The organism is Candidatus Thiodiazotropha sp. AKIB8 (assembly GCF_058244675.1).
The window spans coordinates 221,768-247,213 of the sequence record NZ_JBSYOO010000029.1 but is presented as its reverse complement, the minus strand read 5'-3'; the positions used below and the strand labels follow the sequence as shown (position 1 = coordinate 247,213).

The 25,446-nt window shown below is 45.8% G+C and carries 22 protein-coding genes; 19 read left to right on the top strand and 3 right to left on the bottom strand.

Features of this window, described 5'->3' with window-relative positions; translation table 11 throughout:
• Window positions 1–18: 18 nt before the first annotated feature.
• From AC4IFB_RS07600 to AC4IFB_RS07560, 9 genes are all read left to right on the top strand, one after another.
• Window positions 19–1,980, top strand: a complete 1,962-nt coding sequence (locus AC4IFB_RS07600) for a sigma-54-dependent Fis family transcriptional regulator (protein WP_490776829.1) — start codon at window positions 19–21, stop codon at window positions 1,978–1,980.
• Window positions 1,981–2,228: 248 nt separating this feature from the next.
• Window positions 2,229–2,750, top strand: a complete 522-nt coding sequence (locus AC4IFB_RS07595; protein WP_490776830.1) for a flavoprotein — start codon at window positions 2,229–2,231, stop codon at window positions 2,748–2,750.
• A 137-nt stretch (window positions 2,751–2,887) separates the two neighbouring features.
• Entirely contained in the window at window positions 2,888–5,446 is a 2,559-nt protein-coding gene (locus AC4IFB_RS07590; RefSeq protein ID WP_490779833.1) for a two-component system response regulator, read from the top strand.
• Between the two features lie 414 nt (window positions 5,447–5,860).
• The gene (locus AC4IFB_RS07585; RefSeq protein ID WP_490776832.1) at window positions 5,861–6,277 is read left to right on the top strand and encodes a TA system antitoxin ParD family protein; all 417 of its coding nucleotides are present in this window, start codon (window positions 5,861–5,863) and stop codon (window positions 6,275–6,277) included.
• Window positions 6,278–6,279: 2 nt separating this feature from the next.
• Window positions 6,280–6,858 carry an ATPase gene (locus AC4IFB_RS07580; RefSeq protein ID WP_490776833.1) on the top strand — a complete coding sequence of 193 codons (579 nt, stop codon included), beginning with the start codon at window positions 6,280–6,282 and terminating at the stop codon, window positions 6,856–6,858.
• A 578-nt stretch (window positions 6,859–7,436) separates the two neighbouring features.
• Window positions 7,437–7,883, top strand: a complete 447-nt coding sequence (locus AC4IFB_RS07575; protein ID WP_490779832.1) for a hypothetical protein — start codon at window positions 7,437–7,439, stop codon at window positions 7,881–7,883.
• A 913-nt stretch (window positions 7,884–8,796) separates the two neighbouring features.
• Window positions 8,797–9,168: an Imm58 family immunity protein gene (locus AC4IFB_RS07570; protein ID WP_490779831.1), complete on the top strand. Its 372-nt coding sequence runs from the start codon at window positions 8,797–8,799 to the stop codon at window positions 9,166–9,168.
• A 240-nt stretch (window positions 9,169–9,408) separates the two neighbouring features.
• Entirely contained in the window at window positions 9,409–9,594 is a 186-nt protein-coding gene (locus tag AC4IFB_RS07565; protein ID WP_490776838.1) for a hypothetical protein, read from the top strand.
• Window positions 9,595–9,646: 52 nt separating this feature from the next.
• Window positions 9,647–10,264, top strand: coding sequence for a MerR family transcriptional regulator (locus AC4IFB_RS07560; RefSeq protein ID WP_490779830.1), 618 nt, complete (start codon window positions 9,647–9,649; stop codon window positions 10,262–10,264).
• Between the two features lie 202 nt (window positions 10,265–10,466).
• Here the strand turns inward: AC4IFB_RS07560 and AC4IFB_RS07555 are convergent, their stop codons facing one another.
• Entirely contained in the window at window positions 10,467–11,378 is a 912-nt protein-coding gene (locus tag AC4IFB_RS07555; RefSeq protein ID WP_490779829.1) for a LysR substrate-binding domain-containing protein, read from the bottom strand.
• 103 nt (window positions 11,379–11,481) lie between these two features.
• Here AC4IFB_RS07555 and AC4IFB_RS07550 point away from each other — a divergent pair, with 103 nt between their 5' ends.
• The 4 genes from AC4IFB_RS07550 to cysC all read left to right on the top strand — a co-directional run bounded on the left by AC4IFB_RS07550 (window position 11,482) and on the right by cysC (window position 16,368).
• Window positions 11,482–13,263 (top strand): diflavin oxidoreductase, encoded by a 1,782-nt coding sequence (locus tag AC4IFB_RS07550; RefSeq protein ID WP_490779828.1) that lies wholly within the window; start codon window positions 11,482–11,484, stop codon window positions 13,261–13,263.
• Window positions 13,263–14,951: an assimilatory sulfite reductase (NADPH) hemoprotein subunit gene (cysI, locus tag AC4IFB_RS07545; protein WP_490779827.1), complete on the top strand. Its 1,689-nt coding sequence runs from the start codon at window positions 13,263–13,265 to the stop codon at window positions 14,949–14,951. Before AC4IFB_RS07550 ends, cysI begins: the two co-directional genes overlap by 1 nt.
• The gene (locus tag AC4IFB_RS07540; protein WP_490779826.1) at window positions 14,938–15,660 is read left to right on the top strand and encodes a phosphoadenylyl-sulfate reductase; all 723 of its coding nucleotides are present in this window, start codon (window positions 14,938–14,940) and stop codon (window positions 15,658–15,660) included. The genes cysI and AC4IFB_RS07540 overlap by 14 nt, the downstream gene beginning before the upstream one ends.
• A gap of 81 nt (window positions 15,661–15,741) precedes the next feature.
• Window positions 15,742–16,368, top strand: coding sequence for an adenylyl-sulfate kinase (cysC, locus tag AC4IFB_RS07535; RefSeq protein ID WP_490776844.1), 627 nt, complete (start codon window positions 15,742–15,744; stop codon window positions 16,366–16,368).
• 133 nt (window positions 16,369–16,501) lie between these two features.
• Here cysC and AC4IFB_RS07530 read toward each other — a convergent pair whose 3' ends face one another.
• On the bottom strand, window positions 16,502–16,861 hold the full coding sequence (locus AC4IFB_RS07530) for a putative signal transducing protein (protein WP_490779825.1): 360 nt from the start codon (window positions 16,859–16,861) through the stop codon (window positions 16,502–16,504).
• A gap of 539 nt (window positions 16,862–17,400) precedes the next feature.
• On the opposite strand from AC4IFB_RS07530, the gene AC4IFB_RS07525 reads away from it, so the two are divergent.
• On the top strand, window positions 17,401–18,249 hold the full coding sequence (locus AC4IFB_RS07525; protein ID WP_490779824.1) for a helix-turn-helix transcriptional regulator: 849 nt from the start codon (window positions 17,401–17,403) through the stop codon (window positions 18,247–18,249).
• Between the two features lie 53 nt (window positions 18,250–18,302).
• A complete protein-coding gene (locus tag AC4IFB_RS07520) occupies window positions 18,303–18,851 on the top strand; it encodes a YbhB/YbcL family Raf kinase inhibitor-like protein (protein WP_490779823.1) in 549 nt (182 codons plus the stop codon).
• 185 nt (window positions 18,852–19,036) lie between these two features.
• Here the strand turns inward: AC4IFB_RS07520 and AC4IFB_RS07515 are convergent, their stop codons facing one another.
• Window positions 19,037–19,642, bottom strand: a complete 606-nt coding sequence (locus AC4IFB_RS07515) for a helix-turn-helix domain-containing protein (protein ID WP_490779822.1) — start codon at window positions 19,640–19,642, stop codon at window positions 19,037–19,039.
• Between the two features lie 116 nt (window positions 19,643–19,758).
• Here AC4IFB_RS07515 and AC4IFB_RS07510 point away from each other — a divergent pair, with 116 nt between their 5' ends.
• The 4 genes from AC4IFB_RS07510 to AC4IFB_RS07495 all read left to right on the top strand — a co-directional run bounded on the left by AC4IFB_RS07510 (window position 19,759) and on the right by AC4IFB_RS07495 (window position 25,438).
• On the top strand, window positions 19,759–20,484 hold the full coding sequence (locus AC4IFB_RS07510) for a glutamine amidotransferase (RefSeq protein ID WP_490779821.1): 726 nt from the start codon (window positions 19,759–19,761) through the stop codon (window positions 20,482–20,484).
• A gap of 556 nt (window positions 20,485–21,040) precedes the next feature.
• The gene (locus tag AC4IFB_RS07505) at window positions 21,041–22,894 is read left to right on the top strand and encodes an O-linked N-acetylglucosamine transferase, SPINDLY family protein (protein ID WP_490776846.1); all 1,854 of its coding nucleotides are present in this window, start codon (window positions 21,041–21,043) and stop codon (window positions 22,892–22,894) included.
• 73 nt (window positions 22,895–22,967) lie between these two features.
• The gene (locus AC4IFB_RS07500; protein WP_490779820.1) at window positions 22,968–24,428 is read left to right on the top strand and encodes a pentapeptide repeat-containing protein; all 1,461 of its coding nucleotides are present in this window, start codon (window positions 22,968–22,970) and stop codon (window positions 24,426–24,428) included.
• Window positions 24,425–25,438 (top strand): Ldh family oxidoreductase, encoded by a 1,014-nt coding sequence (locus AC4IFB_RS07495; protein WP_490779819.1) that lies wholly within the window; start codon window positions 24,425–24,427, stop codon window positions 25,436–25,438. The genes AC4IFB_RS07500 and AC4IFB_RS07495 overlap by 4 nt, the downstream gene beginning before the upstream one ends.
• Window positions 25,439–25,446: the final 8 nt, after the last annotated feature.

The following is a 25,446-nucleotide window of genomic DNA, read 5'->3' as shown; positions in this document are numbered from 1 at the left end:
TGACCTTAGGAGATAATTTTGGCTAGTGCTATCCTCCAACCGGACAAATCCAACCATGAGGATCTTGTGCTTGCCGCTTTGAGTGGTAACCACTTGGTTCAATCTCCTGAAATTGACGACCTGACACTCCGCTCCTGGCACCGCTGCCGGGACGAGCATGGTCTCGATCCTGGCGCATCTCCTGATCCTGTAATCATTGACAGACAAGATCTACGTGAGCGTCTGCAGCAATACAAACGGATGTTGAATATTGCACGTGTGGAGATGACCGATCTCTATCAGCAACTGGCTGGCTCTGGTCATGCCATTATGTTGACAGATAAAGAGGGCATCCTTTTAAACTTTATCGGTGATCCTCAATTTACTGATGCCGCCGCCCATGCTGGCATGCAACTTGGAGCAGTATGGAGTGAATCAGTTCAGGGTACCAACGGTATGGGTACCTGCCTGGTTGAGAAAAAGCCGCTTGTAATACATAAACAATCCCATTTTTTCTCCCGCAATGCCAGCCTGACCTGTGCTGCGGCACCAATCTTCGATCCTCATGGAGAGATACTGGCAGTTCTCGATGCATCGAGTGAGTCAAAAATGGCTCAGCAGCACACCATGGTGCTGCTCAATATGTCTGCACAGGTGATTGAGAACCGAGTCTTTTTCTGCGCCATGAAGCAATCCTTTGTGCTTCGTTTCCATTCACGCTCGGAATTCATCAGCACCTTGGGTGAAGGTGCCATTGCCTTTGATGAAGATGGGAAAATAGTGGCGATTAATCGTAGTGCAATGTTTCAGCTAAACCTGGAATCACCTCAACAGATTGTTGGCCGTCATATACATCAGCAGTTTACAACCTCACTCACCTCCCTGCTAAAGCATGCCAATTCCAACGCCTTCCCTATTCGGGAAACGCAACATGGAAAACGTTTTTTTGCAACGCTTCGACTACCTGAAAACAGTTGTCGCACCAGTGCAACACCGCCCTGGGAATCAAAGACGAGTGTACCGAGTAGAAGTACAAACAATCCAGGCTCTTCAGACTCCCTCGATGCTTTGCACTTTAACGAACCCCGTATGGCGCGCAACATAAAAACTGCTATAAAGCTGATCGACCGGGATATTCCCTGCATGCTGTTTGGCGAGACCGGCACGGGTAAAGAGATGTTCGCACAGGCTCTACATATGGCCAGTTCACGCCATGATAAAGCATTCATAGCAGTCAACTGCGCCTCCTTACCTGAAAGTTTGATCGAGAGTGAACTATTCGGATATCGACCTGGTGCTTTTACCGGTGCCAGCCGTGAAGGCAGTAGAGGTAAGATTCTACAGGCTGATGGGGGCACGCTGTTCCTGGATGAGATTGGTGACATGCCGCTGCATCTACAGGCACGTCTGCTCAGAGTGCTGGAAGAACGAGAAGTTACACCGCTTGGTGGAGAAAAACCGGTCAAGGTTTCAATTAAGCTGATCAGTGCAACTCACCATGATATTCAAGGCCTGGTAGAGGATGGTAATTTTCGTGAAGATCTCTACTACCGACTTCATGGTGTTTCATTAACAATGCCTGCCTTAAGAGAGCGTTCAGACAGGGTTGAGTTGATTAAAAGTATTGCTCAGTTGGAAGCACTCGATGATGAGGAGTTAACCTGGGATAGTGAAGCACTGAAAATACTTGACAGCTTTCGCTGGCCTGGCAACATCCGGCAACTTCGAAATGTGCTTCGCACTGTCACTGCTTTGTGTGAAAAGAATACAATTACAGTACATGATTTACCGGATGATATTCGTGAAACAGTCTTTTGTGACGAATTACCGGAAGGTTCTGAAAACAACCTCAATGCACTGGCCATAGCTGAACGAGATGCCCTTTTGGGCGAACTCGAAGAGATGCACTGGAATATCAGCAGAGTTGCAAAAAAACTCGATCTTAGTCGTAATACACTCTATCGACGCATGAAACGTTTTGGTATTACACCGCCTCGCTAGAGATTGAAGCTGACTAAGAATTGAATTTTAATGTTAACAGGCCCTAGTCAGCAGTTTCTGCTGACTAGGCTTTAGTCGAATCAACGCCCATCTACTCGTTGCAATATGGCATAATCCCCCCTTCAGATAGTTGGCCCTTTTATTGCGTACAAATATGCTGGTAAGTTTTCAAGGCAGATGATATTTAACGCTCTCAGATATCAATCAAACTTCGTATAAAGCAACACAATCATTAAACGGAAAAGAGTATGGCTAAGTATGATAAGCCACGTGAAGCCTGGGCGATAACTGGCTCAGGACACTACCTCAAAGAGTGCCTGGAATTGGCCAAACAGCGACCAGAGGTGGATCTGTTTTTAAGCAAGGCAGCAGCTGAGGTACTCCCTATGTATGACATAGATATGCCATCATTACGGGATCGTTTTACCTGTTTCCGTGATACCACAGCAAGTGCCTCTCCGGTAGGCCTATTCTATCAGGGACGCTATAGTCGCCTTATCATTGCGCCGGCCACATCAAATACGGTGGCAAAAATGGTTTGGGGCATTGCAGACACCCTGGTAACCAATATCTATGCCCAAGCAGGAAAGTGTCGCATACCAAGCATTGTCTTCGCATGTGACACAGAACCGGAAATGGAGACCGAGGCCCCTGGCGGTATTGTGCCTGTCTACCCAAGACGAGTAGATCTGGAAAACGTCAAGCGGTTGCAGGATTTTGAATACACCAAGGTAGTATCAAGTTATGATCAGTTGCTCTCAGTCCTCTGATATATACACCTTTTTAGTCGTTTTTAAAGAATTTAGAGCATAATTTAAAGTTTTTCACTCCGCTTCCGTTATCAATACAACGGGCAAGGTTTTTGCTCTGGTTTTTTCTGGACAGCTGCCAGGTTGGGGATGAAGTTTTGCCTAGAGTTCTATTGATCGAGCACTCTGCCACGATTCGGCTGATTGAGAAAAATCACTTGATCAAAGGTGGCTTCGAAGTTGAAGTTGACCACGACTACTTAACAGCAAGTAAGCGCCTTAAAGCAGGCTCAGATCACGCTGATGCATTTGATGCCATAGTATTGGGCTGGTCAGGTCATACTGTTCCTGGCGCTGAACAGCTCTTTTCATCTTTGGAAAATCCCACCTATACCGCTTTGCCTCTGCTTACATTTGCCCACGAAGCCGAGAGTCAAATCATCTCCCGTTCGAACAAAAGAGCAAATTCGGCATTCCTACTTTGGGAAGAGTATCGAAAAACCACAGACACCCTCTCTGTTCTGCTAGCTAATTTGAGTGAAAGAGAAAACAAGCAGGGGGTTACCAAGCCTGTCGTTCAACCGATACGAGTACTAATTGTCGATGACTCGACAACCGTAAGGGTGAAATATCGTCGTTTGCTGATGAGTAACGGATACCATGCTGAAACAGCTGATTCGGTATCCGATGGTATGAAAAAAGCTCTGGAGTCACCATTCGATATAGCAATAATTGACTACTTTATGCCCGATGGTACTGGGGACCTTCTCTGCCAAAAACTGAGAGAGCACGAAACGACTTCAACCATTACAACAGCTCTACTGACCGGCACTTATCAGGATAGCGCGATAAAACAGTCTCTCGAAGCTGGCGCTGTTGAATGCATGTTCAAGAACGAGAGCGATGATCTGTTCCTAACCCGTATAGATGCCATGAGCAGACATATCCGCACTCAAAAATCGACTGAAAAAGAGCGTCAACGACTTGATGGCATTCTTCGGTCAGTTGGAGAAGGGGTCTATGGCGTGGATTCAGAAGGATATATATCGTTTGTTAATCCAATTTGCAGAGAAATACTTGGCTATGAAGCAGCGGATCGACTGATTGGCAAGTCAGCAATGGAACTATTTCACTACTCAGATGCTGAGGGAAACCTAAAAAAAGATAGCAGCTGTTTACTGCAGCAAAGCTACTCGAATGGAGTGCCAATAGTAGGACATGAGACAGTCTTCTGGCATAAATCAGCAAAACCAATTCCTGTGGAGTGCACAATTCATCCGCTGACAATTGAAGGCAGATGTGAGGGCTCAGTTGTTGCATTCCGTGACATCTCGGAACGCAAAGCACTTGAACAGGAGTTACGCTGGCAAGCAAATCACGATGCTTTGACAAAGCTCACGAATCGGCGCCTTTTCGAAGAACACCTGACAAATGAAGCAGATCGCCTTAAAAGAAGCAGTGAGACCAGTGCCCTGCTCTATATCGATCTAGACCGTTTTAAATATATTAATGACACTGCAGGTCACGCCGCAGGTGACAGGTTATTGATTGAAATTTCACAACAGATGAAACAACGCCTGAGAAAAACCGATTTACTGGCTCGATTAGGTGGAGATGAATTCGCAATAATATTACGGAATGTAAATAGAGAGAGCGTACTTCAAGTAGCCGATGAATATCGCTTAATGCTTGATCACTACATGTTTATCTACAATGGTAAACAATATAAGGTCAATGGCTCAATTGGTATCGCACTGATAGACAAAGATTCAGAGTCAGCAAGTGAAATACTTGCAAATGCAGATATCGCCTGCCACCTGGCAAAAAATGAAGGGCGAAACAGAACCCATCTATTCTTCCCAGAGAATGATAGTAAAAAGACGATGGATTTAGATCTGGGCTGGTCTTCAAGACTGCACAATGCCCTGTTAAAAGATAATCTGATTCTACATATTCAGCCTATCACTCCTTCACATTGTATCCCGCCCTCATTAATGTCCGAGTCTGAAGGTCCAATTTATAACGAGCTTACAGGTTTAATCCCAGAAGATCAGCAGATCAATGAAGTATTACTACGCATGGATGATCCCGTATGGGGGATAGTCTTTCCCGGTGCATTCCTGCCAACTGCAGAACGTTTCGACATGATGGATAAAATCGACTATTGGGTCATCAATGCCGCTTTGAAAAAGCTCTCGCTGCTGCAGCAAGAGGGTTACAGCGGCATGTTCACTATCAATCTATCTGGTCAAACCATTGCCAACAAAAGCTTGATCGATGATATTGAAGAGCTGGTTATCAATTCTGAAGTAGACACAACAAAAGTCATCTTTGAGATTACAGAAACCTCAGCAGTGACAAATTTAATTTCCGCTAATGAGCTGATTACAAGATTGAGTGTTTTGGGTTGTCGCTTTGCCCTCGACGATTTTGGCAGTGGCTTCTCTTCATTTTCTCACTTAAAGAATCTGCCTGTTGATTTTGTTAAAATCGATGGTCTATTTGTCAGGGGTGTTGCCTCAGACCCCAGTGATCAGGCGATTGTCACCTCCATAAACGACATTGCACACTCCTTGGGCAAAGAGACCATAGCTGAATATGTTGAAAACGCGGAGATACTGGAATTTCTTATGGCATCAAATGTGAACTATGTCCAAGGTCACTACCTGTCGAAACCAATGGACATCTCCAATATTGCACAACAGATGAAAGCCTAATCTTATATATAAAACAGTGATCAAATAGTTTGCTTTCAGGGTTACAAAAGCGCCTTGATTAAGGTATTGCGAGAACGAAGCTTGGTGGTAAGCGTCACTTTTATCAAATAGAGCTATCTGTGGGCCAGAATTGATCAGGATCTTCTTCATCTTTGAGCCTATATTTTTCCTCTAGAAGGGCTTTTCTCTCTTTAGCTCGATAACTTTGAGCGCTAACACATTTCCCAAAAACATCAGTTCCCAAGCTGAAAGTTTTCTAAGCTATCTATTAATTTTTTAAAACATTTTCCGAATAATTCGGACTTACTAATCACCAACCTAGTACTGTTCGACAATAACGATGCTATCGAGTATTATTATTTATGTAGCAATCTGCTACAATATAATCCATGACATTATATTGAGGAATCTCTGATGGCTAAAGCCGCCTCCCCTATACGTTTGCAGGAAGAGTTGATGCAGGCCGCCGCACTGATCGGCGAGCAGGAGCACCGCAGCGCCGCTGAACAGGTTGAATATTGGGCATCGCTCGGCAGGAAGATCGCTCGGCAAGTGAATCCTGACACCCTGTTGGAAGTAGCAGCCGGGCTTGCTCACATCAAGGTGGAGCCTGCAGTAGGTCAACCGGTTGATCCCAAAGCGGTGTTTTCAGCTGTGGAGGCACGACGTCACTCAGGCACCCTCGCCCAGGAGGTAACAACGGCAACCCCGACCTACCAGGCCTCCCTCACACATCCGGGCTGTCTGGAACAAATTGATAAACAAGGAAATCGGAGAGTCGGAAGGTTTCAAAATGGGGTCTTCACTTCACTGGCCGAGCAAGAAACTTGAGTTTGAAAAAGCAGCTTTGGATGCTGGTGGGTGGTAATGGCGCCGGCAAGAGCACATTTTATGAGTTGTTTTTAAAGGATCTGGGCTTGCCCTTTGTCAATGCCGACAATCTAGCGAAAATCGCCTACCCGGAAGATCCGGAAGGCCGTAGCCGGGATGCCGCAATGCTGGCCGAAGGGATGCGGAAAAATCTCTTGCTATCCGGCCAGAGTCTTTGCTTTGAGACGGTCTACTCTCACCCCTCCAAAATCGATTTTGTGGCCGAAGCAAAGGCCCTAGGGTATTACGTTGTAATGGTCTTGATCCACCTCAATGACACGAACCTGAACCAGGCACGTGTGGCCGAAAGGGTCTCAGAGGGTGGTCATTCTGTGCCAGCTGAGAAAATCGTTGCCCGAGTGCCGAGGATGCTCTCGCATGTGCGGATGTCGATACCGCTATGTGATCTCCTCAGAATATATGACAACTCATCTCAGGATGATCCATACCAGCGGGTATTTACGATCGAACAAGGTAAAATAACAAAACATCTAGATCCCCTGCCCGACTGGGCTGAGCAGTTGTTGCAGACAGCTGAGTGAACAACCAAGAGACATCAAAAATAGGAGCATTTTCAGGGATGGGAATCTTACACCATCCTCCCTTGTTTAGCGGCTACCTGTAACGAATCCCTGATCGCGTAGGCGTGGCTTGCGAGTGGCCTCATGATTTTCCTCCAAAAAGTATAGTTTGCCACTGTCACGATATGCTGCGAATGTATAGGTATATGGACTGCTCCTGTTCAGCAATATATTTTCAGGAAAAACGAAATAGTTTTAGTTCACGTATATCCGGTCTTTATTATGGGGAGCTACCCCTGACCTTAACGGCTTAATACACCGTTTGCCAGATACCTTATCGAGACAGTGGCTTCAAGAACCGTCGTTATACCCAGGTTTTATCTGGCTGACTATTTGTCACTTTCCGTTAATACACTGCCAAAACTCGGCTTACATCTTTGGCGAGGTCTATAGTAATTGTGGTAGTATTTTTCATGGTATGGGCTCCGTTGGTTTTGTTCGACCTGTCACTTTAACGAGATTTCGACTTAAGGTGGAGGAGTCCATACCATTGAGACAAGGGGTCTCGTTAATAAAGCTGTTATGCCCAGGAAATAATAATGACAAACAGTACAGTTAAATATTTATTGCTAATGGTGATGCTTGTAACCACAAATATGACACTTGCAGCTTATAACGATGCAAAATATCAGACAAAATCAGAAATGTGTGAAAAGTTATGCGGAGAAGACTCTAATTTATTTCCCAGTGACAACTCAAAATATGAGGGACGTAGAGATGTTGTTAATAATAATAAACAGTCAGTATTCAGCTTCGTTTTCTTAACATGGGGTTATTACATAGCGTATTACATAATCGCAATCGCACTAGCCATATTAATATTTAGAAATGCTAAAGGTCGTGAAACACTTGCGCTCAATTTAAAGCCTATATGGTGGGGTATTCTTGTATTCATTGACCCTGTTCTAGGTATCCTTGCATATTGGGTAATGAACATACTAGATGTTCAAGGCATTATTGAACGCTCAAGTAAAATAAGGGCTTAACCAGTCGTACCTGAAAGACGCTCGTATCACTCACACCTTTGCGCTTAAACGTTCAGCACCACAGGATGCCACCCATGCAAATCATACTCGTTGGATCCTTTACGCCGGCTTTAGTACCACATAGTAAAAACCAATTACGTAGATGGATTTAAGGTATAGAAAAATTTATAAGAGAAACAATGGTCGATATGTTTTTGTGCGACTATTATTTATATTATCAATTCTAGTCGTAGGTGGCCTTCTATATAGCTTTGCAGGGCCGGAGAAAGAATGGGGAACTATTCAAACCATTGGCGTAATACTTTGTGCGATATACTTTCCATGGGAATGGCTTTTTTTAGACAAAATAAAAAAGAATTCAAAATCAAAGCGGTAGCATTGTTGATTGAGTGAAACTTTACATCAATGTAATTCTATTCACGGGGGCTGTACTAACCAGGCAATTCCACTTGGACGCCTTGCTATCAGTTGGCTTCCCAGATACCTATGTGGGAATGCTCAATGCTGTGGAATGCAAAGAAGATCCAGACTCAGAACGTCGGGATCGAGAATTGGCGATCTACCGCTAAAAATTTATAACGAGACAAGAGCTCTTGTTAATAGAGATTATATGTGACAAAAATCAAAGAGCGATAGATGAAAATATTGAAATGCCCTTGTTGTGGTTCACTAATCGACACTAAGAATATAGAAACTCTTTCTTGGTTCACTAATCCTTTCACAAGACCTTCAATTAAGTGTACAAATTGTGAAGCTAAAATCAAGACTAAGAGATGGTTGCTTATACTATGGTGGATATGGGTTTTTACGGGGTTTTACTTCATGTTTTCAGAGTATGACTCATATTATTCTAATTCAATAATACTCGGTGGGTTAGTAGTTATACTCAGCCTACTTTACTCTGGCTTAAGTCATGAGCCTGAATAAACTACATAACAAATGGAAATGGGCGTTTTTGACGTCTGTAGCACTTTCGTTTGTTGCGATTGTGTTTTTGCTCTACGCGGTAATTGACCAAGGCGTCACTATAACCTACATGTCTCAAGGATATCATGACAGCGAAAAAGACTTACAAAGACTGGCTGCAGTATTTCCAAAAGAGGCTTATTCTAAAAAGGATCTGGTTTATTTATTAAGGCGAGAAAACCCGGATGCTATTATTGTTGACAGTAAATGTGCGGTTCAATTAAGGGGGCTTCGTTTTGAATTTAGCGAGAACGGAAAGCTTATTAACATTAATACAAAGGCTGAGTCTTCTCCAGAATACGAATGCGGAGATAGATAACCAGTCGCTTCATCCGATTCTCGTAAATAAAGCTGTTAGATTATTATCTGAGGCCTTGACCTGACTATAACTTCATACTTCAAGATTGCTTTTGACGGTGCTAATCGTCCTATTATTAACCCGGTGACTAAGTACGTTGTCTTCAGGCTTGAAACCCCTAACAATATGATTTTTTAAAAGACAGACTGAAGACAACGTACTTAGTCGCCGGGTTAATAGAAACCAATTCAGGAGAAACAAATGAACAGGCAAGCGATGAACAAAGAAAGCTGGGTAGCCCTATTTCAGTCAATAGGTCTAGATGATGAAAAAATGGCATTGTGGCACAAGGAATTCGAGAACCGTCACCCTGAAGGGCATCAATCTTTTTTGGAATGGCTAGGAATTTCTGGTGAAGAGATCAAGTCAATTCGGTCGGCACAGTAGGTAAAAAAAGGGGCTGGCTTTGTCAGTCCCTTTCTGGCTCGAGGCTCTACATATGAAAACTTACACAATAGGCCAAGTTGCGAATCAATTCTCGATATCTCGAAGCACCCTCATTTACTACGACTCAATTGGGCTTCTTTCCCCAAGTGAGAGGAGTGTCGCAAACTATAGGCTATATACCGAAAAGGATATCTCAAAAATGGAGAGAATATCATTATTTCGAAAGGCTGGCTTACCCTTGGAGTCGATATCATCTCTTCTTAACCATGACGAAACAGATTTAGACTTGGCCCTTGAAAACAGACTGTCCAGTATAAACTCAGAAATTCAATCGTTGAGGGAACAACAGAAGTTTATACTGACGCTTTTAAAGAATACGGATTCCACTAAGTATTCAAGAAGTCTCACCAAGGAAGTTTGGGTGGCGCTACTAGAAGCATCTGGACTCGACGAGAAAGGCATGGAAATATGGCATATTGAGTTTGAACGAACCTCCCCAGAGGGCCATCAAGACTTTCTAGAATCAATTGGAATAGACGCAGATGAAGTATCTGAAATTAGAGAATGGTCTCGCAAAAATATAAACAAATCATCAGTGCATCAAACCGGTAGGGTGAGTCACTCCCCTCTCCCCTCGCGGGAGAGGGGCCGGGGGAGAGGGGGAGAATGAACAGCCTAATTTCATCAACAATCAGTATGATAAAGATGACGGATCAATGTGGCCTTATCTTTCAACCAGATGAAACGCTTCGCGTACACCCTCTCCCCAACCCCTCTCCCGAAAAGGGAGAGGGGCTTTTAGAGTTGTTCTGAGGAGATTGAAAGTTAACGGGACAGCAGTGAAACAAAATCTAAAAATGTAAGGCCGAAATTCACCCCTTGGTCTCTCCATTCTCCAAGACCATCTGCTCCATAAGATCGATAAACTTCTGCTGATAACGCCGTAAATACTTATCCTTATGGTATGCCACCCAGGTGGTCTCCCAAGGGAGCATGTGACTCAGATCCCGTATCTCCAGATCTGGGTCCTGTTCAGGTGAATAGGCCATACTGGCGATCAAACCTACTCCCATACCCTCTCGTACATAGGTTTTTATAACATCAGTATCCGCAGCGCTCAGCACTACATCGGGTTGCAGGCCGGCACGGGCAAAGGTGGTCTGCATATGGTTGGCTCCGGTGAAACCAAATGTGTATGTGATTAATGGGTAGTTACAGATCCGTTCCAGTGAGAGGGGCTTTTCTGCCAATACCGGATGCCCTTTCAGCGCAATGAGAGAACGGTTCCAGCGATAGCAGGGTATTGCATTCAGGGTTGAGTGGTGGCCCAGCTCTTCGGTACAGATTGAGAAATCGACCCGGTCTGTCAATACCATTTCAACCAATTGTTGGGGTGTTCCCTGATTAATCTGCAGATTTACAGAGGGAAATAACTTGCGAAAGGTGCGGATTATCGAAGGTAATACATAGCGCGCCTGAGTATGGGTTGTACCGATTCGAAGAATACCACTCCCCTCCTCTACATGCTCCCGGCCTATGGCGAGGATATTTTCACGGATTGAGAGGGCTTGCCGAGCATAGTTAAGCACCTCCTCTCCAGCCGCAGTCAATCCAATCAATCGTTTACCTTTTCGCATAAACAGTTGCGTTCCCAACTCCTGTTCAAGTTGTGCCAGATGTTGGGATACCGCCGACTGCACCAGATAGAGTTGCTTGGCAGCTAGTGTGACGTTGAAACCGGCGGCCTCCAGGGCGACCAGGGATGTGAGTTGTCGCAGTTCCATATCTTATTTCATGATTGTTTATCAAAATATATTACTTCACAAGATAATAGCTCTCTTCCAATATTGCTACCCAATACCCGTAAATATTTTTGGAGTTTTCATTATGGAAGTCATCGCCAGAACCAAAGAGAGGTTTCCAGCTAATCCTCTGGATGATTTGCAGTTCAAAGGCCTGCAACAGGCGATTCAAAGCTTGAATAGTGAACAACTCGCCTGGGCAAGCGGTTATCTGGCCGGACTTGTTGCCTTGCAACCCACGGGTAATGAGGCTGCCAATGAATCTCCCGCTCTGACCATTCTTTATGCCACCCAAGGTGGTAACGCCCGCAGTGTGGCTGAATCCTTGGCGGTGCGTGCTCAGGATCAGGGATATGCTTTACGTTTGGTCTCTGCCGAAAACTACAGAGCCCGTGATCTGGCTAAAGAGCAACTTCTGATTGTGGTGATCAGCACTCAGGGTGAAGGAGAACCCCCGGAAAGTGCTTTTGAACTGTTTAAATATCTACGTAGCAAAAAAACAGCGCAACTCAAAAATCTTCGTTATGCCATTTTCGGACTCGGAGACTCCAGTTACGATCATTTTTGTGAAGCGGCTAAAGAGCTGGATCATCTACTGAAAGCTCAGGATGCAAAAACACTGGTTAAGCGTATCGATGCCGATGTTGATTTCCAACAGCATCTGATGCATTGGCAGACAGAGGTTTTGCAGTCAGTGGAGAAAGTTTTGCCATCTGATCAAGCCAAGATCATACCGATATTGCGGTCAACTACAGTTCGTCATGACCGTAACAATCCATATCAGTCTGAGCTACTTGAGCGGCGGCGTATCACTACTGAAGATGCTCTGACTGAGATTCACCATCTGGCACTTGAGATCGACCCTGCTGTTATCCAATACCAGCCTGGTGATGCTTTAGGTCTGTTCTTCCGCAACGATCCAGCTCAGATCGAGGAGATCCTCTCTCTTACAGGTTTGGAAGGCTCTGCACAGGTCACTCTAGAGCAGCAAAATATATCACTCACTGAGGCCCTCACAGATAGGCTGGAACTCACTCAACTCCATCCCAGTGTCGTAAAAAACTGGTCATCGATGGCTGATAACAGAGATTTAAATACCATCGCAGAAGATCAAGACTCACTGCGAGGATTTGTTAGGAACCGCCAATTGATCGATCTGATAAGTGACTTTCCCACAGATCTGGATGAACAATCCCTGGTGAATCTATTACACACTCAACAACCACGCCTCTACTCCATCGCCTCCAGTCAGAACAGCATCGAGGAAGAGATCCATCTAACGGTTGCTGCGCTTCGTTACAAGAGTCACAACTGTGACCATCTGGGTGGTGCCTCCGGTTATCTGACCCAGCGAATTAAAGAGGGTGACCCCTTAGGTGTCTATGTCGTGAAGAACCCCAGCTTCAAACTCCCCCAGGCAACAGACAGACCGATCATCATGGTCGGCGCTGGAACCGGTATCGCGCCGTATAGAGCTTTTCTCCAAGAGCGTGAAGCACTAGGCAGCACGGGTAGGAACTGGTTGGTCCTTGGCAATCGCCATTTTCACCGTGACTTTCTCTACCAGACAGATTGGCTCAACTACAGAAAATCAGGTCTGCTGAATCGAATCAGCCTTGCTTTCTCAAGAGATGAGAGAGAGCGAACTTATGTTCAGGCCAGGCTCTATGAAGAGCGCGCTGAACTCTATCACTGGTTACAGGAGGGTGCCCATCTCTATGTCTGCGGTAGCCTTGAGATGGAAAAGGGAGTGCACCACTCCCTGATAGCCATTGCGCAGGATCAGGGCGGGCTAGATGAGGCGTCCGCTATCGAATATATCGAATCTCTGCGTGAGCAGGGACGCTACCAGAGAGACGTCTACTGATGGATATCAAAGTCAATCCAAATGAACTGATCAAAGCAAACAGTCGCTATCTCCGTGGCACCCTTGAACAGAGCATGGCGGATCAAGCAACGGGTGCACTATCTGCGGATGATGCACAAATCAGTAAATTTCATGGATTCTATGAGCAGGATGACAGGGATCAGCGGCAGTCACGTCAGCAACAGTTTCTCGAACCCTACTACAGTTTCATGTTACGGGCACGGCTTCCTGGCGGCGTATGCACACCGCAACAGTGGCTGACCATAGATGCTGTTGGTCGGGAACTGGGGAATGGCACTATCAGACTGACAACCCGTCAAACTTTCCAGTACCACGGCATACTGAAACGAAATCTGAAGCCTCTGATCAAGCGTATCAACCAAGCCATGATCGACTCCATTGGCGGCTGCGGTGATGTTAACCGCAACGTGCTCTGCAATCCCAACCCTGAGCACTCGGAGCTGCACCAGACAGTCCACGATTGGGCCAGACGCATCAGTGAACATCTACTGCCGAAAACACGTGCCTATCATGAAATCTGGCTCGATGGTGAACCAGTGGCCGGTGGCGAGTCCGAGCCTCTATATGGTGAAACCTACCTACCCCGTAAGTTCAAGACTGCGGTAGCAGTTCCACCCTATAACGATGTTGATGTCTACACCAACGACCTTGGGTTTGTTGCCATAGCAGAGGGAGGTCACTTGTCAGGTTTTAACGTCCTGGCTGGTGGTGGCATGGGGGCAACCCACGACGATCCAACAACATTCCCACGCCTGGCCGATGAGTTGGGATTCATCACACCTGAGCAAACTCTGGCTGTCGCCGAGGCGATAGTTGCTGTGCAGCGCGACTTTGGTGACCGGGTCAGTCGTCGTCATGCCCGACTCAAATACACCATTCAACGTATGGGCCTGGCATCCTTTATCGATGAAGTAGAGCAACGTGCCGGGGTACAATTCAAGCCTTCCCATTCTGTCCAATTCACCAGCCAGGGCGACCGCTATGGTTGGGTAGCGGATAGTGAAAACCGTTGGCACTTGACCCTGTATATTGAGAATGGCCGCATTGCAGATACCCCCGAAGCCAATCTTATGAGCGGCCTGCGGGAAATCGCAGGTATTCACCAAGGTGATTTTCGCATTACACCAAGTCAGAACCTGATTATTGCGGGTGTATCTGCCCGTCAAAAACAGCATATAGAAAATATTGCCCGCGAGTATGGCTTGATCAGCAACGCCCAAACCCCAACCAGACTTGCAAGTTTAGCTTGTGTCGCTCTACCCACCTGCCCTCAAGCAATGGCTGAGGGAGAGAGATATTTTCCAAGGTTTCTGGATCGAATTGAAGAGATTGCCGCCCGTTATGGCATACAGCAGCAGGCAGTTGTGATGCGGATGACAGGCTGCCCCAATGGGTGCGCTCGTCCCTATGTGGCGGAAATCGGTCTCATTGGTAAGGGACCTGGGCGCTATAACCTGCAGCTGGGAGGTGATGGCAAGGGATTACGGCTCAATCGTCTGTTCAGAAAGAACCTGACTGAAAATGAGCTGCTCAAGATTATTGACGAACTGTTTCATCTCTATGCTGAGAAGAAATTAACTGATGAAGGTTTTGGCGACTTCAGCGTTCGATATGGCCTGGTCAAGCCAGTGATCAATCCTGCGGAGGACTATCATGACACACCTTGAACAGATCACCTCCCATGAACCTCTCGACGAAGGGTATCTAAAGTACCTGAATCAACAGTTTGAAGCGTTGAGTGCTGAAAAGCGTATTGAGTGGGCTATTGCCAATTTGCCAGGCAATCACATCATGACCTCAAGCTTCGGTATTCAGGGCGCCCTGATGCTGCACCTGGTCAGCCGTATTGCGCCTGATATTCCCGTAGTGTTAGTCGATACCGGTTATCTGTTTCCTGAGACCTATGGCTTTATCGAACAACTGACCGATCGTTTGAAGCTGAACCTTAAAGTCTTTCGTGCAGAAAAATCACCTGCCTGGCAAGAGAGCCGCTACGGTCACCTCTGGGAGCAGGGTGTAGCGGGTATCGATCTCTACAACCGCATTAATAAAGTGGAACCACTGAAGCTTGCCTTGAAGTCACTTGAAGCTGGCAGTTGGTTTGCCGGATTACGACGTCAACAATCCCAGAGTCGCTCTGCGTTACCTGTGGTGCGTATCCAGGATGGCCGCTACAAAGTCCACCCTATAATCGACTGGCACAATCGAGATGTCTATCGCTACCTGCAAAAACATGACTTGCCCTACCACCCTTTGTGGGAGAAAGGCTATGCCTCCGTTGGCGATGTACACACCAGCCAACCCCTGGCAGTGGGTATGCATGAAGAAGAGACTCGATTTTTCGGCCTGAAACGGGAATGTGGTATCCACGAGTAACCGGCTTAAAGCGTTGCTGAATATCGGGGACTGTCACAGTAAAAGAATCCAAGTTATTTAATTAGTTAAGGAGTAATAATCATGAGTAGCAATATTGTATGGCACTCACATCAGGTCGACCAGCAGACACGATCAGAGCAAAAGTTTCAACGCCCATTGGTAATTTGGTTTACAGGTCTCAGTGCGTCGGGTAAATCGACTATCGCGGGTGCTCTGGAACAGATCCTCACCGGCCAGGGTTACCACACCTATCTACTCGATGGCGACAATGTTCGTCACGGCCTCTGCCGTGACCTTGGGTTCAGTGACCAAGATCGACAGGAGAACATCCGCCGGGTGGGTGAAGTGGCAAAGCTGATGACTGATGCCGGATTGATCACCCTGGCAGCCTTTATCTCGCCCTTTAGAGACGACCGTAGAGTGGTTCGAGAGATACTGCCCGATGCCCAATTTGTTGAAGTCTTTGTGGATGCTGATTTGCAGGTCTGCCAGGATCGTGACCCTAAGGGGCTCTATGCAAAAGCACAACGGGGTGAAATCAAACAATTCACCGGTATCGACAGTCCCTATGAAATACCGGAGAAACCTGAAGTGCATATTCATGCTGATAAAATTTCAGTTGCTGAGGCTGTTAATCAACTATTAGCCTATTTGCATGAAGTCGGCGCACTGCAGGCAGGTTATCAACCTGTAGCCTTAGAGGCATAGTCACTGCTGACCACTAACTCTACTCCAGAAAGAGTTGCAAAGCCCCTCTCCCCTGAGAGGGTGTAAAAAAATCGTAGGGTGCGGCCCTGCCGCACCATTAAGGGCTGAAAAAGGTACGATCTACCACCCTTATTCACTGCAAAGCCCAGATAATTGCAACCACCACTAACATAAACCCACCCAGATAGAGCATAAGATGAAGAAGTGCAGCATTCAGCTGAGCTCTTTTTTCACTCTCATCTGGCTCAATCTTCCTAAACGCCTCTAAATCTATTGGAGCCTTCACCTTGTAGTCCGGGTTATCAATCAGTTGCATTGCTTCGCTAAACTGCTCATCGACATATACCCAGAGGGTAGGTTGAAAACCAAATCGAGGAATTATCATTCTTGCTGTATTCTCACCTTGTACAACAGCTGGTATTCCGTTACTTTCCAAACGAGCTTTTAGCTCATTTAAGTATTCTGTGTCATTACTGCGAGTTAACAGCTTCATATCTAAGGAGTCTCTGAAAAATCAGCTTTCAGGAAATGATCTTACTTTTCGAATTGAGTATTACCATCATAAAAAAACCAATATCATATCACTGCTGTCCCATTAACTTTCAATCTTCTCAGAACAACTAAAAAAGCCCCTCTCCCTTTACGGGAGAGGGGTTGGGGAGAGGGTGTACGCGAAGCGTTTCATGTGGTTGAAAGATAAAACCGCATTGATCGTTCATATTTATCTTGCTGATTATTGAAGAAAAATAGGGAGTTCATTCTCCCCCTCTCCCCCAGCCCCTCTCCCGCGAGGGGAGAGGGGAGTTTCTCTCCCCACCTATTTATGATACTCATGATTTGTAAGTTTTTTTAGCTGTGATCCTCTGCTGCTGATGCTTTTTCATATCCCAATTCTCAATCACCAATAGAAACCAATATCAATTAATCAGTTACAACCAATATGGTTGAAGTAAACTGGACAGCAGTGACATCATATATAACATCATGAAAAACAAAAAAACAAATAGGCTTCTACAGATCCTGGCCTCCCTTATGGAAGACTCACCAAACCCTAATGGAAATACAGAGATTAAAAGCTATGGTTTGATTGCCTGTGCCAATCGGGTAAGTATTCGCCATGTTCCAATTGATTCCCCTTGTATACTGTTTATTCTTGAAGGCAGGAAGACTATGTTTAACCAGGGCATGGAGATCGTATGTGATGCCGGAGAGGTTCTCACCCTGCCCTCGCCTGCCAGTTTTGACCTGAGAAACGAACCTGATCCCCAAACAGGACGCTATCGAACCCTGGTTCTCCCTTTTAAACAGTCTGATCTTGAATCAGTACGTAAAATTCATGAATTCTCACAGCCGACAAGTGACAGATTTCCTGAAATTCTCAAATTTGAACACAATGATCTACTGCTGCGTGCTCTACAACACTACCTGAGTTCTGACTCTGAAGACTATCTCTTGAATCACAGACTTCTGGAGCTTCTGCTTATTCTTGCAAAAGAGGATAGTCGACTACTTAACTACAGCTTAAGTCAGGAGAGCTGGAGCCAAAAGGTACGGGCATTTCTAGCTACTGATTTATCAAAAAAATGGGAGATTTCTGAGATCTGCCAACGTCTTGCCATCAGCGAAAGTACCCTGCGCCGTAACCTGAAAAACGAACAGACCGGCTTTCGGGAACTACTTATTGAACAACGCCTTTCCACAGCACTGATGCTGCTATTGCAAACCTCTCTTCCGATAACCCAGATTGCTTTTGAATGTGGCTATCAGTCTGCTTCTCGTTTCAGTAATAACTTCAACAAGCGCTTTGGCCTCTCTCCATCTGAATTTCGCAGTAATGTGAACGAAAACGAACATGACTTGACCGTTAGCGAACATTCATAGCGCAATTGAAATGGCACAATTACTCCCATCATGACCAAGCAGGAGTAATTAAGATGAAAAAGAAAACCGTAGCTCTGCTCAGCACTATCGCACTGACACCCTATGCCAACGCCAGTGAGTTCATTTTAACCAGTCCGCAAATCAGTGAAGGTGGACGTATAGCCGAAGAGCAGGTCTTTAATGGATTTGGCTGTGAGGGAGCAAATTTATCCCCTGAATTACATTGGAAGAACGCGCCGGAAGGGACTAAGAGCTTTGCGATCACCATGTATGACCCTGATGCCCCGACAGGTAGTGGATGGTGGCATTGGAGTCTCTACAATATACCAGTGGAGGTCAGCAGCCTGGATAAAGGGGCGAGCAGTAGTCTGAATCGCTTACCTGAAGGAAGCAGCCAAGGAGAAACCGATTTTGGTAAACCTGGTTATGGCGGCCCATGTCCTCCAGCAGGTGATGCCCCTCATCGCTATAAAATTACAGTTTACGCCTTGAAAACTGACAATATCGATTTAAGCGAAGATGCACCAGCAGCAATGTTGGGGTTTTATCTGCATCAGAACCTTATTGATAAGGCTGTACTATCAGGGTACTACTCTCGTTAACTTTCATTGTATCGCTTTTAAAATTGGAGCCTTTTGTCGATTCTGGGTCGGTACATGGTGTGCGGAACTATGTCGTATCATGGTAATAGAGAAGACATTAAGCCATTATCAAATGCTGAAGTAACACTTTCTGCCAGCTCGAACCGATTCATGAATTGATCAAAGGCGTGTTTGTCACATGGAGTCTACCGAGACTCTCTTGCACAGCTACAGATAACCACTAACACAGTTGCTCTCTGATCACCAATCGAGCGCAGTTTGTGTACAAACTCAGATTGGTACCAAGCTCCGTCACCTGATTCAAGTATCTCCATTTTATTTGCCACACGAAGTTCTATTTTACCGGACAACACATAGATAAACTCTTCCCCGGAATGGATCGCTTGTGGTAAGTCGGAGTGAACTTCATCTGTGACCATTTCAGGGTATTGAATATAGACACTAAGCCGGGCTCCCTGCGGTGCACTGTTACCATGCAGTAGTTCAAACAATGGTGACTCGCCAGCTGATGGCAGTGCTCTTCGGTTCTGATTACGCAGTATCCTGAATCCATCCTGGGAGACCTGGTCACCGACAAATTCAGATACGGTGATACCAAATGCCTCTGCCAGGCGAGCAACGCTGGATATTGACGGTTCACTCAGCCCCCGCTCCAGTTTTGAGAGATAGCTTTTCGTCAAACCAGAGAGTTCAGCCAACCGCTCCAGACTAAACCCCGCCGTGATCCTAAGAGTACTTAACCGAGCAGCTATTGGTAGTTTGCCGGGAGATGACTTTTTTGAGTTGTTCATATTCTGACATTCACCATAAGGTCAGTAATCGGTGGTTGTTAAATTCATATTCATATTACTAATGACACATTGTGTCATATTTGATATATTGAGTCATCAACAAGATGGAGTGCGCCATGCAAGCTCAAAGCTTCACACCCACTGTTGCGGTGATCAGACATCTTGCATTTGAAGATCTGGGACTTTTCAAAACCGTATTGGTGGAGAGAAGTCATCGTGTAAAAACCTATGATGCTGGTATTGATAACCTTGCAGTAGCCATTGAGTCGGCCGATCTGGTTATTGTATTAGGTGGCCCCATTGGTGTTTACGAAGAGGATCGATATCCCTTTCTGGCCATTGAGAGAGAGGCGTTGAGTTTACGTATCAAGCAGGATCGCCCAACGCTTGGAATCTGCCTGGGTGCGCAACTGATCGCTGCCGCTTCAGGTGCAGAGGTCTATGCGGGAAACATTAAAGAGATTGGTTGGGGCAAACTGCAACTGACAGAAGCGGGAAAAAACTCTTGTCTTGCAGCATTGGAAGAGATCCCTGTCCTGCACTGGCATGGCGACACTTTTAACCTACCCGATGGTGCCACGCTATTGGCAGGGAATGACAACTATCCCCATCAGGCCTTCTCTTTGGGGAGAAATATTCTTGGTTTACAATTTCATCCTGAAATCGATATATCACACATTGAGCAATGGTTGATTGGACACTGCTTTGAAATAAATGCAGCAGAGATAGACCCTGTTGCGCTACGCCATCGTAGCCACGAAGTCCAGGGGGTAGTCGAACCGGCGGCACGCCAGTTATTGGAAGTCTGGCTTAAACAACTATCAAAACCAGCTACCTCCTGACAGATTACTCAATAATTAATCTACTAGTCCCTACCCTGTCTGTTCTGGCTTACTGTTGGTGGTAGTTACATCGCCTCAGGCAGTCAGGCGGCCGCTACTGCTTTTGTGCTGATATCAATCGGAACACTGGTTTCATCGAAAATCCTACTTGCCTGGATCGCATCTCACTTCAGCTCGCTGTTACAGAGTCAAACCTAATGTTGGCTAATACGGTTGCTCGGTGTTCTACTGGGAATCTTTGGCATATTTCTCATACAGAAGGGATTCTTATCATTTCTCACAATATTGTAAGGAGATGCTGGACAGGAACAAGAAGCAGCCATGGAGTCTTAGAAAGAGTTCTTCGCTTAAGCTGGCTCATTGACAGATGTCGCTTCAGGTGCTCTGATGGGAAAATGTCATTTGTCTGGTATATATCCGCAATCGATACAAGGTAATCAGATTTAGATTACATATTGGGTATGCGGCGTATCCTATTGTATTTTATAGTATTTATCTGTACACTATAAAATTAAAACACCTTCATCTCAATTTTATACAAAGTCTGACCAATAAGATGTCAATCAACCTCGCCGTTGCACAAAAGAAACTCAGTCAAGGCAAGTTGAGCGATGCTCAAAAACTCCTAACCCGAGCGTTGAAAAAAGAGCCTGAAAATTCAAAAGCACAATACCTGCTCGGTGAAACCCTGCTTCTGCAGGAGAAGATTGATGAGTCTATCCCCTACCTGATGAAGGCAGTCGCAAGTAAGCAGGTGGAGCCATGCTGGTTTGTGATGTGTGGCGTGGCGCTTGAGCGAGTGGGCCAATATGCCGATGCTGAAAAATCATACAATCTGGCAGAACAAGCCGGCTGCATTGATGACCGCATGTATTACATGATCGGTAACTTCCACACCAATATCACCAAAAACTACCAAAAGGCTGAAATCTACCTGGCCAAATTGATCTCAAACAAACCTGAAGCATCAGTGGCCTATTTGGCGCTCAGCAAACTCTATATAAAACAGGAGCGACATGAAGAAGCCATACAGGCACTGGATTGCTGTTTGCAGCAAAATCACGAAACACCAGAAGTCTATATCAATTTAGGCCATGCCTTGTCACACCAGGGCAGACAGGAAGAGGCACTCGCCTGCAACAAAAAGGCCATGGAACTGGACCCCGGCAATGCCGTCGCTATCCAAAACTATTTGGTACAACTGCTCTATATCAAAGACGACCAGGCAGAGATTTACCAGGAAGTACGGAAAATCACAGCGAAAATCAACAAGGGTGCGAAGACAAAATTCTCAGGTACGATTGACTGCGACAGTGAACGGAAATTAAAGATCGCATTTGTCTCTGCCGACTTACGTCATCACGCTATCGCTTACTATTTCAAACCAATTATTGAGCAGTTTGATAAGGGCAGATTCTCGCTATGTTTTTACTATAACAACTTCGTATATGACGAGACCACCAACGATATAAAGCAACATGCGGAACTGTGGCGCGAAACACCCCACTTGAATGATCAGCAACTTGCGAACCAGATAAGAGAAGACAAGATAGATATCCTGGTTGATCTCTCAAATCATACAGTCGGTAACAGATTAACAGCTTTCACTCTGCACCCCGCACCTATGCAGGTCTCATGGATGGGACTGCCAATAACCACAGGCCTGGACTGTATGGATTATGCACTGAAGGATCAGTTAATCGTTGAAAAATGCCATCTTGAAGAGAACGCTTCGGAGAAGATACTGGCTGTTGAAAACCTGACACTCTACAGTCCATTATCTGAGTTACCACCACTCAGCGAACCGCCCTGCATAAAAAACGGATACATCACTTTCGGCTCTTTCAACGGATTGAGAAAAATAGACCGAAAAATAATGGGCACCTGGGCGAAAATCGTTCTCAAACTTCCTGATTCCCACATCAGAATGGTTATCGAAGACTATAATAGTGTCACCATGCGAGAACATATCTACGACATCTTTGGAGAATTTGGTGTCGACAAACATCGAGTCGAGCTAAAACCTAGCCTTGGCATGTCAGACTATATGGCATCTCATAGTGAGGTCGATATCGCTCTCGACCCCTATCCATATCATGGGCAAACAACCAGTTTCAACGCTTTGCTGATGGGATTACCCCTGGTCTCGCTTTGTGGTAAATCTGTTGCCAGTAATATCTCCAGACGCATTCTCACAGCAATTGGAAAGCAAGCCTGGCTGGCCGAAGAGATCGATCAATATATCGAAATTGCGCTGAATTTGGCTCAGGATAAAGAAAAGCTTATCTCAGTTAGGAAAACACTGCGCCAAGAGTTACAGGACTCTTACATAATGGACTATAAGAAACTCACTGGAGAGATAGAATCAGCTCTATTGGCTGGTTGGAACAATCTTTGCGCTAAAAAGTAAACCCAATAAAAACGAACAAAAAATAACGATCACCTCGACCACTGGTTTATCAATTTGGAGTACCTTGAAAACTATGAATATGTCAGAGAAAGTTGATTCAATCGAGGCGGCAATCCCAGAGAGAGACACTTTAAGTCGATTGCGCAGATGGGCCAATGCCAATGATCGAAGCGCTGCAGCAAATGAGGTCAGTGCCTACACCGAACAGCTGATTGAACGCACCGGACACGGAATGGTGCTACGAGAAGCCGACTTGCGCAACCTTAATCTGTCAGGCTTTAACTTACGCCTTGCAGTACTCAATCGTGCCGTATTGCATGGCACCAATCTGAGTAAAGCTGATCTCTCAGGCGCTTTAATGGTTTGTCCGGGAATGGAAAGAACCAATCTTAAAGGGGCTAATCTACAAGGTGTATATATGCATGCCTTTGCCGCTCAGGTCTGCGATTTCACTGATGCTGATATGAGCAATCTCACTGATGCAACAGGCAGTCTTTTTCATGGCTGTTTCATGGGGAGTGTAAACTTTTCCGGTTCCACTATTGCCGGTACCAGCTTCTATCAATGCATAATGGATGGGGTCAGTTTTTCCCGATGCAACCTTCAGGGCTCTACGATCAATGAGTGTCACCTGAGTGGCGCAAACTTTGAAGAAGCGCAACTTTCCCAGCTGACAATTACAAAATGCAATCTACGTGGAGCAACATTGGAGAACGCCAGTGGAGAAGGGTTGGTTCTACAACGGCTGTTAGATGCAGAAGAGCTACGACTATCTCAAGCCAAATTACCTGGCCTGAGAATCAGCCATTCCACTTTATCAAATCTCAATGCAGCTCATTTGTCGGCACCTGAAGCGGATATCTCCAAATCAACCATGCCATCTGCCAACTTCACCTCAGCCAATCTAGAGTATGCTCGATTGATTAATGTCAGTATTGAAAAGAGCAACTTCAGTAATGCAAAACTGGATGGCGCTTTAATTACCAACTGCTCAGCTAACAATGCTGATTTCAGCGGCGCGATGGGCGAAAACATTGCCGTTAGAGAATCCTCTTTTCAAAAAGCCAACATGAATCGCTTCTCGGCTCGCTGCGCCCATTTTCGTGACTGTAATCTTGCTTATGTATCACTCCACAAAGCCTACCTCTATCGGGCAATGATCACGGGTGATCCGCCAAAGTCGATGTCAATGATGGGCGCTGATCTTTCAAATTCCACCCTGGTTCAATCCTATATTGCAGGTGACTTAAGTGACGCCAACCTGAGCGATGCGCTCCTGGTCTACGCCCGTTTGAATCAGGCCGTTTTTAACAATGCCAATTTAACCGGAGCATCTCTGTTTGGTGCAAGTCTGGTTAAAAGTATCTTCGATGGTGCTCTACTGGACAATGTAGTCGGCCCTGCCTACAGCGATCGATGCAGTGGCCTGCAAGAGGCACTGGCAAAATCCAGTGGCGAACAAAGCCAGCGCCTGAGCAAGTTTATCGATGGCTTAGAGTCTCTACTGACTGATCAGAGCCGTGGTTCAACGTGACAGAGGTTTCTCCAACCAAAAATAGAGTTGAAATCCCGCTCGCTGATGTAAAAAGCATCTGCTGGAATGCACTAAACGGCTTTATCTCACCCGTTTCGGCGGTTGATGAAGTGTTGTCGCAGTTACTGGATGCTGAACTCAGGGGTAAACAGAGCCATGGTCTTGTTCGTATTCCATGGTTAAAGAAGAGATTGAAACGGATAGTTCACCAACCCGCTATCAAGCACGAGATCTCACCCTGGTTCAGCCGTTTTGAATGCTCCAGCAGTATCGGTTATCTAGCCGCTCAGGAAGGGACTCTGGAGCTGCAGCGTATTCTGGCCGATCATCCCTTTGGCGTCTCTGTCTGCGCCAGTGCGTTTCCGACAGGAGTCCTAGGACACTACTTAAGCAACTTGGCGAATTCCGGGTATATCGCCATCGGTGTTGCAACCTCCCCCGCACTTGTATCCCTCGCACCAGGAGAGAAACCTCTACTTGGAACCAATCCGATAGCACTCGCACTGCCTGCTTCTGAGAATAAACCTCTATTTATAGCCGATATCAGCCCAGCCCCTGCCACCTTCGGGCAACTACTCTCAATGCTATTCGGTAATGAAGGTGACCTGGAAGAACTAAGTGTTATTAACGGAGATGGCCAACATCCTTCAGAAGCAGGTGAAATGTTTGACGATCAGATACGCTTGGTCGGACAGATAGTTCAGCAATTTAATACCTCTGCACAACGTCGCTCTTACGCACTTACCATTGCCATCCAGCTTCTTACCATTCTTTTTGCAGGAGATTCTCCTCGGGGTGCTCTTGTGCTTGTGGCATTGGATCCAAATCGAATTCCGGGTTTGCACCTCACAGAAACGATCAGTTTTCTTGAAAAGCTGATACAGCGGGGAGCAATAGTTCCTGGTGCACACGGAGAAGCTCACTTAAACAAACAATATCAAAAAGGCACATTATCGCTTCCTGTACCCCTTTGGAATGCTATTGAGAGCTTGGCATCAGCAAGTCATTAAAAGCAGGA

Excerpts from the sequence above, each read along its gene's own strand:
- AC4IFB_RS07585 (WP_490776832.1), top strand. The coding sequence starts at position 5,861 with ATGGCTAAAGCCGCCTCCCCTATACGTTTGCAGGAAGAGTTGATGCAG.
- AC4IFB_RS07515 (WP_490779822.1), bottom strand. The coding sequence starts at position 19,642 with ATGAACAACTCAAAAAAGTCATCTCCCGGCAAACTACCAATAGCTGCT.
- AC4IFB_RS07555 (WP_490779829.1), bottom strand. The coding sequence starts at position 11,378 with ATGGAACTGCGACAACTCACATCCCTGGTCGCCCTGGAGGCCGCCGGT.
- AC4IFB_RS07565 (WP_490776838.1), top strand. The coding sequence starts at position 9,409 with ATGAACAGGCAAGCGATGAACAAAGAAAGCTGGGTAGCCCTATTTCAG.
- AC4IFB_RS07530 (WP_490779825.1), bottom strand. The coding sequence starts at position 16,861 with ATGAAGCTGTTAACTCGCAGTAATGACACAGAATACTTAAATGAGCTA.
- cysC (WP_490776844.1), top strand. The coding sequence starts at position 15,742 with ATGAGTAGCAATATTGTATGGCACTCACATCAGGTCGACCAGCAGACA.
- AC4IFB_RS07520 (WP_490779823.1), top strand. The coding sequence starts at position 18,303 with ATGAAAAAGAAAACCGTAGCTCTGCTCAGCACTATCGCACTGACACCC.
- AC4IFB_RS07570 (WP_490779831.1), top strand. The coding sequence starts at position 8,797 with ATGAGCCTGAATAAACTACATAACAAATGGAAATGGGCGTTTTTGACG.
- AC4IFB_RS07510 (WP_490779821.1), top strand. The coding sequence starts at position 19,759 with ATGCAAGCTCAAAGCTTCACACCCACTGTTGCGGTGATCAGACATCTT.
- AC4IFB_RS07575 (WP_490779832.1), top strand. The coding sequence starts at position 7,437 with ATGACAAACAGTACAGTTAAATATTTATTGCTAATGGTGATGCTTGTA.
- AC4IFB_RS07540 (WP_490779826.1), top strand. The coding sequence starts at position 14,938 with ATGACACACCTTGAACAGATCACCTCCCATGAACCTCTCGACGAAGGG.
- AC4IFB_RS07525 (WP_490779824.1), top strand. The coding sequence starts at position 17,401 with ATGGAAGACTCACCAAACCCTAATGGAAATACAGAGATTAAAAGCTAT.
- AC4IFB_RS07560 (WP_490779830.1), top strand. The coding sequence starts at position 9,647 with ATGAAAACTTACACAATAGGCCAAGTTGCGAATCAATTCTCGATATCT.
- AC4IFB_RS07500 (WP_490779820.1), top strand. The coding sequence starts at position 22,968 with ATGAATATGTCAGAGAAAGTTGATTCAATCGAGGCGGCAATCCCAGAG.
- AC4IFB_RS07550 (WP_490779828.1), top strand. The coding sequence starts at position 11,482 with ATGGAAGTCATCGCCAGAACCAAAGAGAGGTTTCCAGCTAATCCTCTG.
- AC4IFB_RS07505 (WP_490776846.1), top strand. The coding sequence starts at position 21,041 with ATGTCAATCAACCTCGCCGTTGCACAAAAGAAACTCAGTCAAGGCAAG.
- AC4IFB_RS07595 (WP_490776830.1), top strand. The coding sequence starts at position 2,229 with ATGGCTAAGTATGATAAGCCACGTGAAGCCTGGGCGATAACTGGCTCA.
- cysI (WP_490779827.1), top strand. The coding sequence starts at position 13,263 with ATGGATATCAAAGTCAATCCAAATGAACTGATCAAAGCAAACAGTCGC.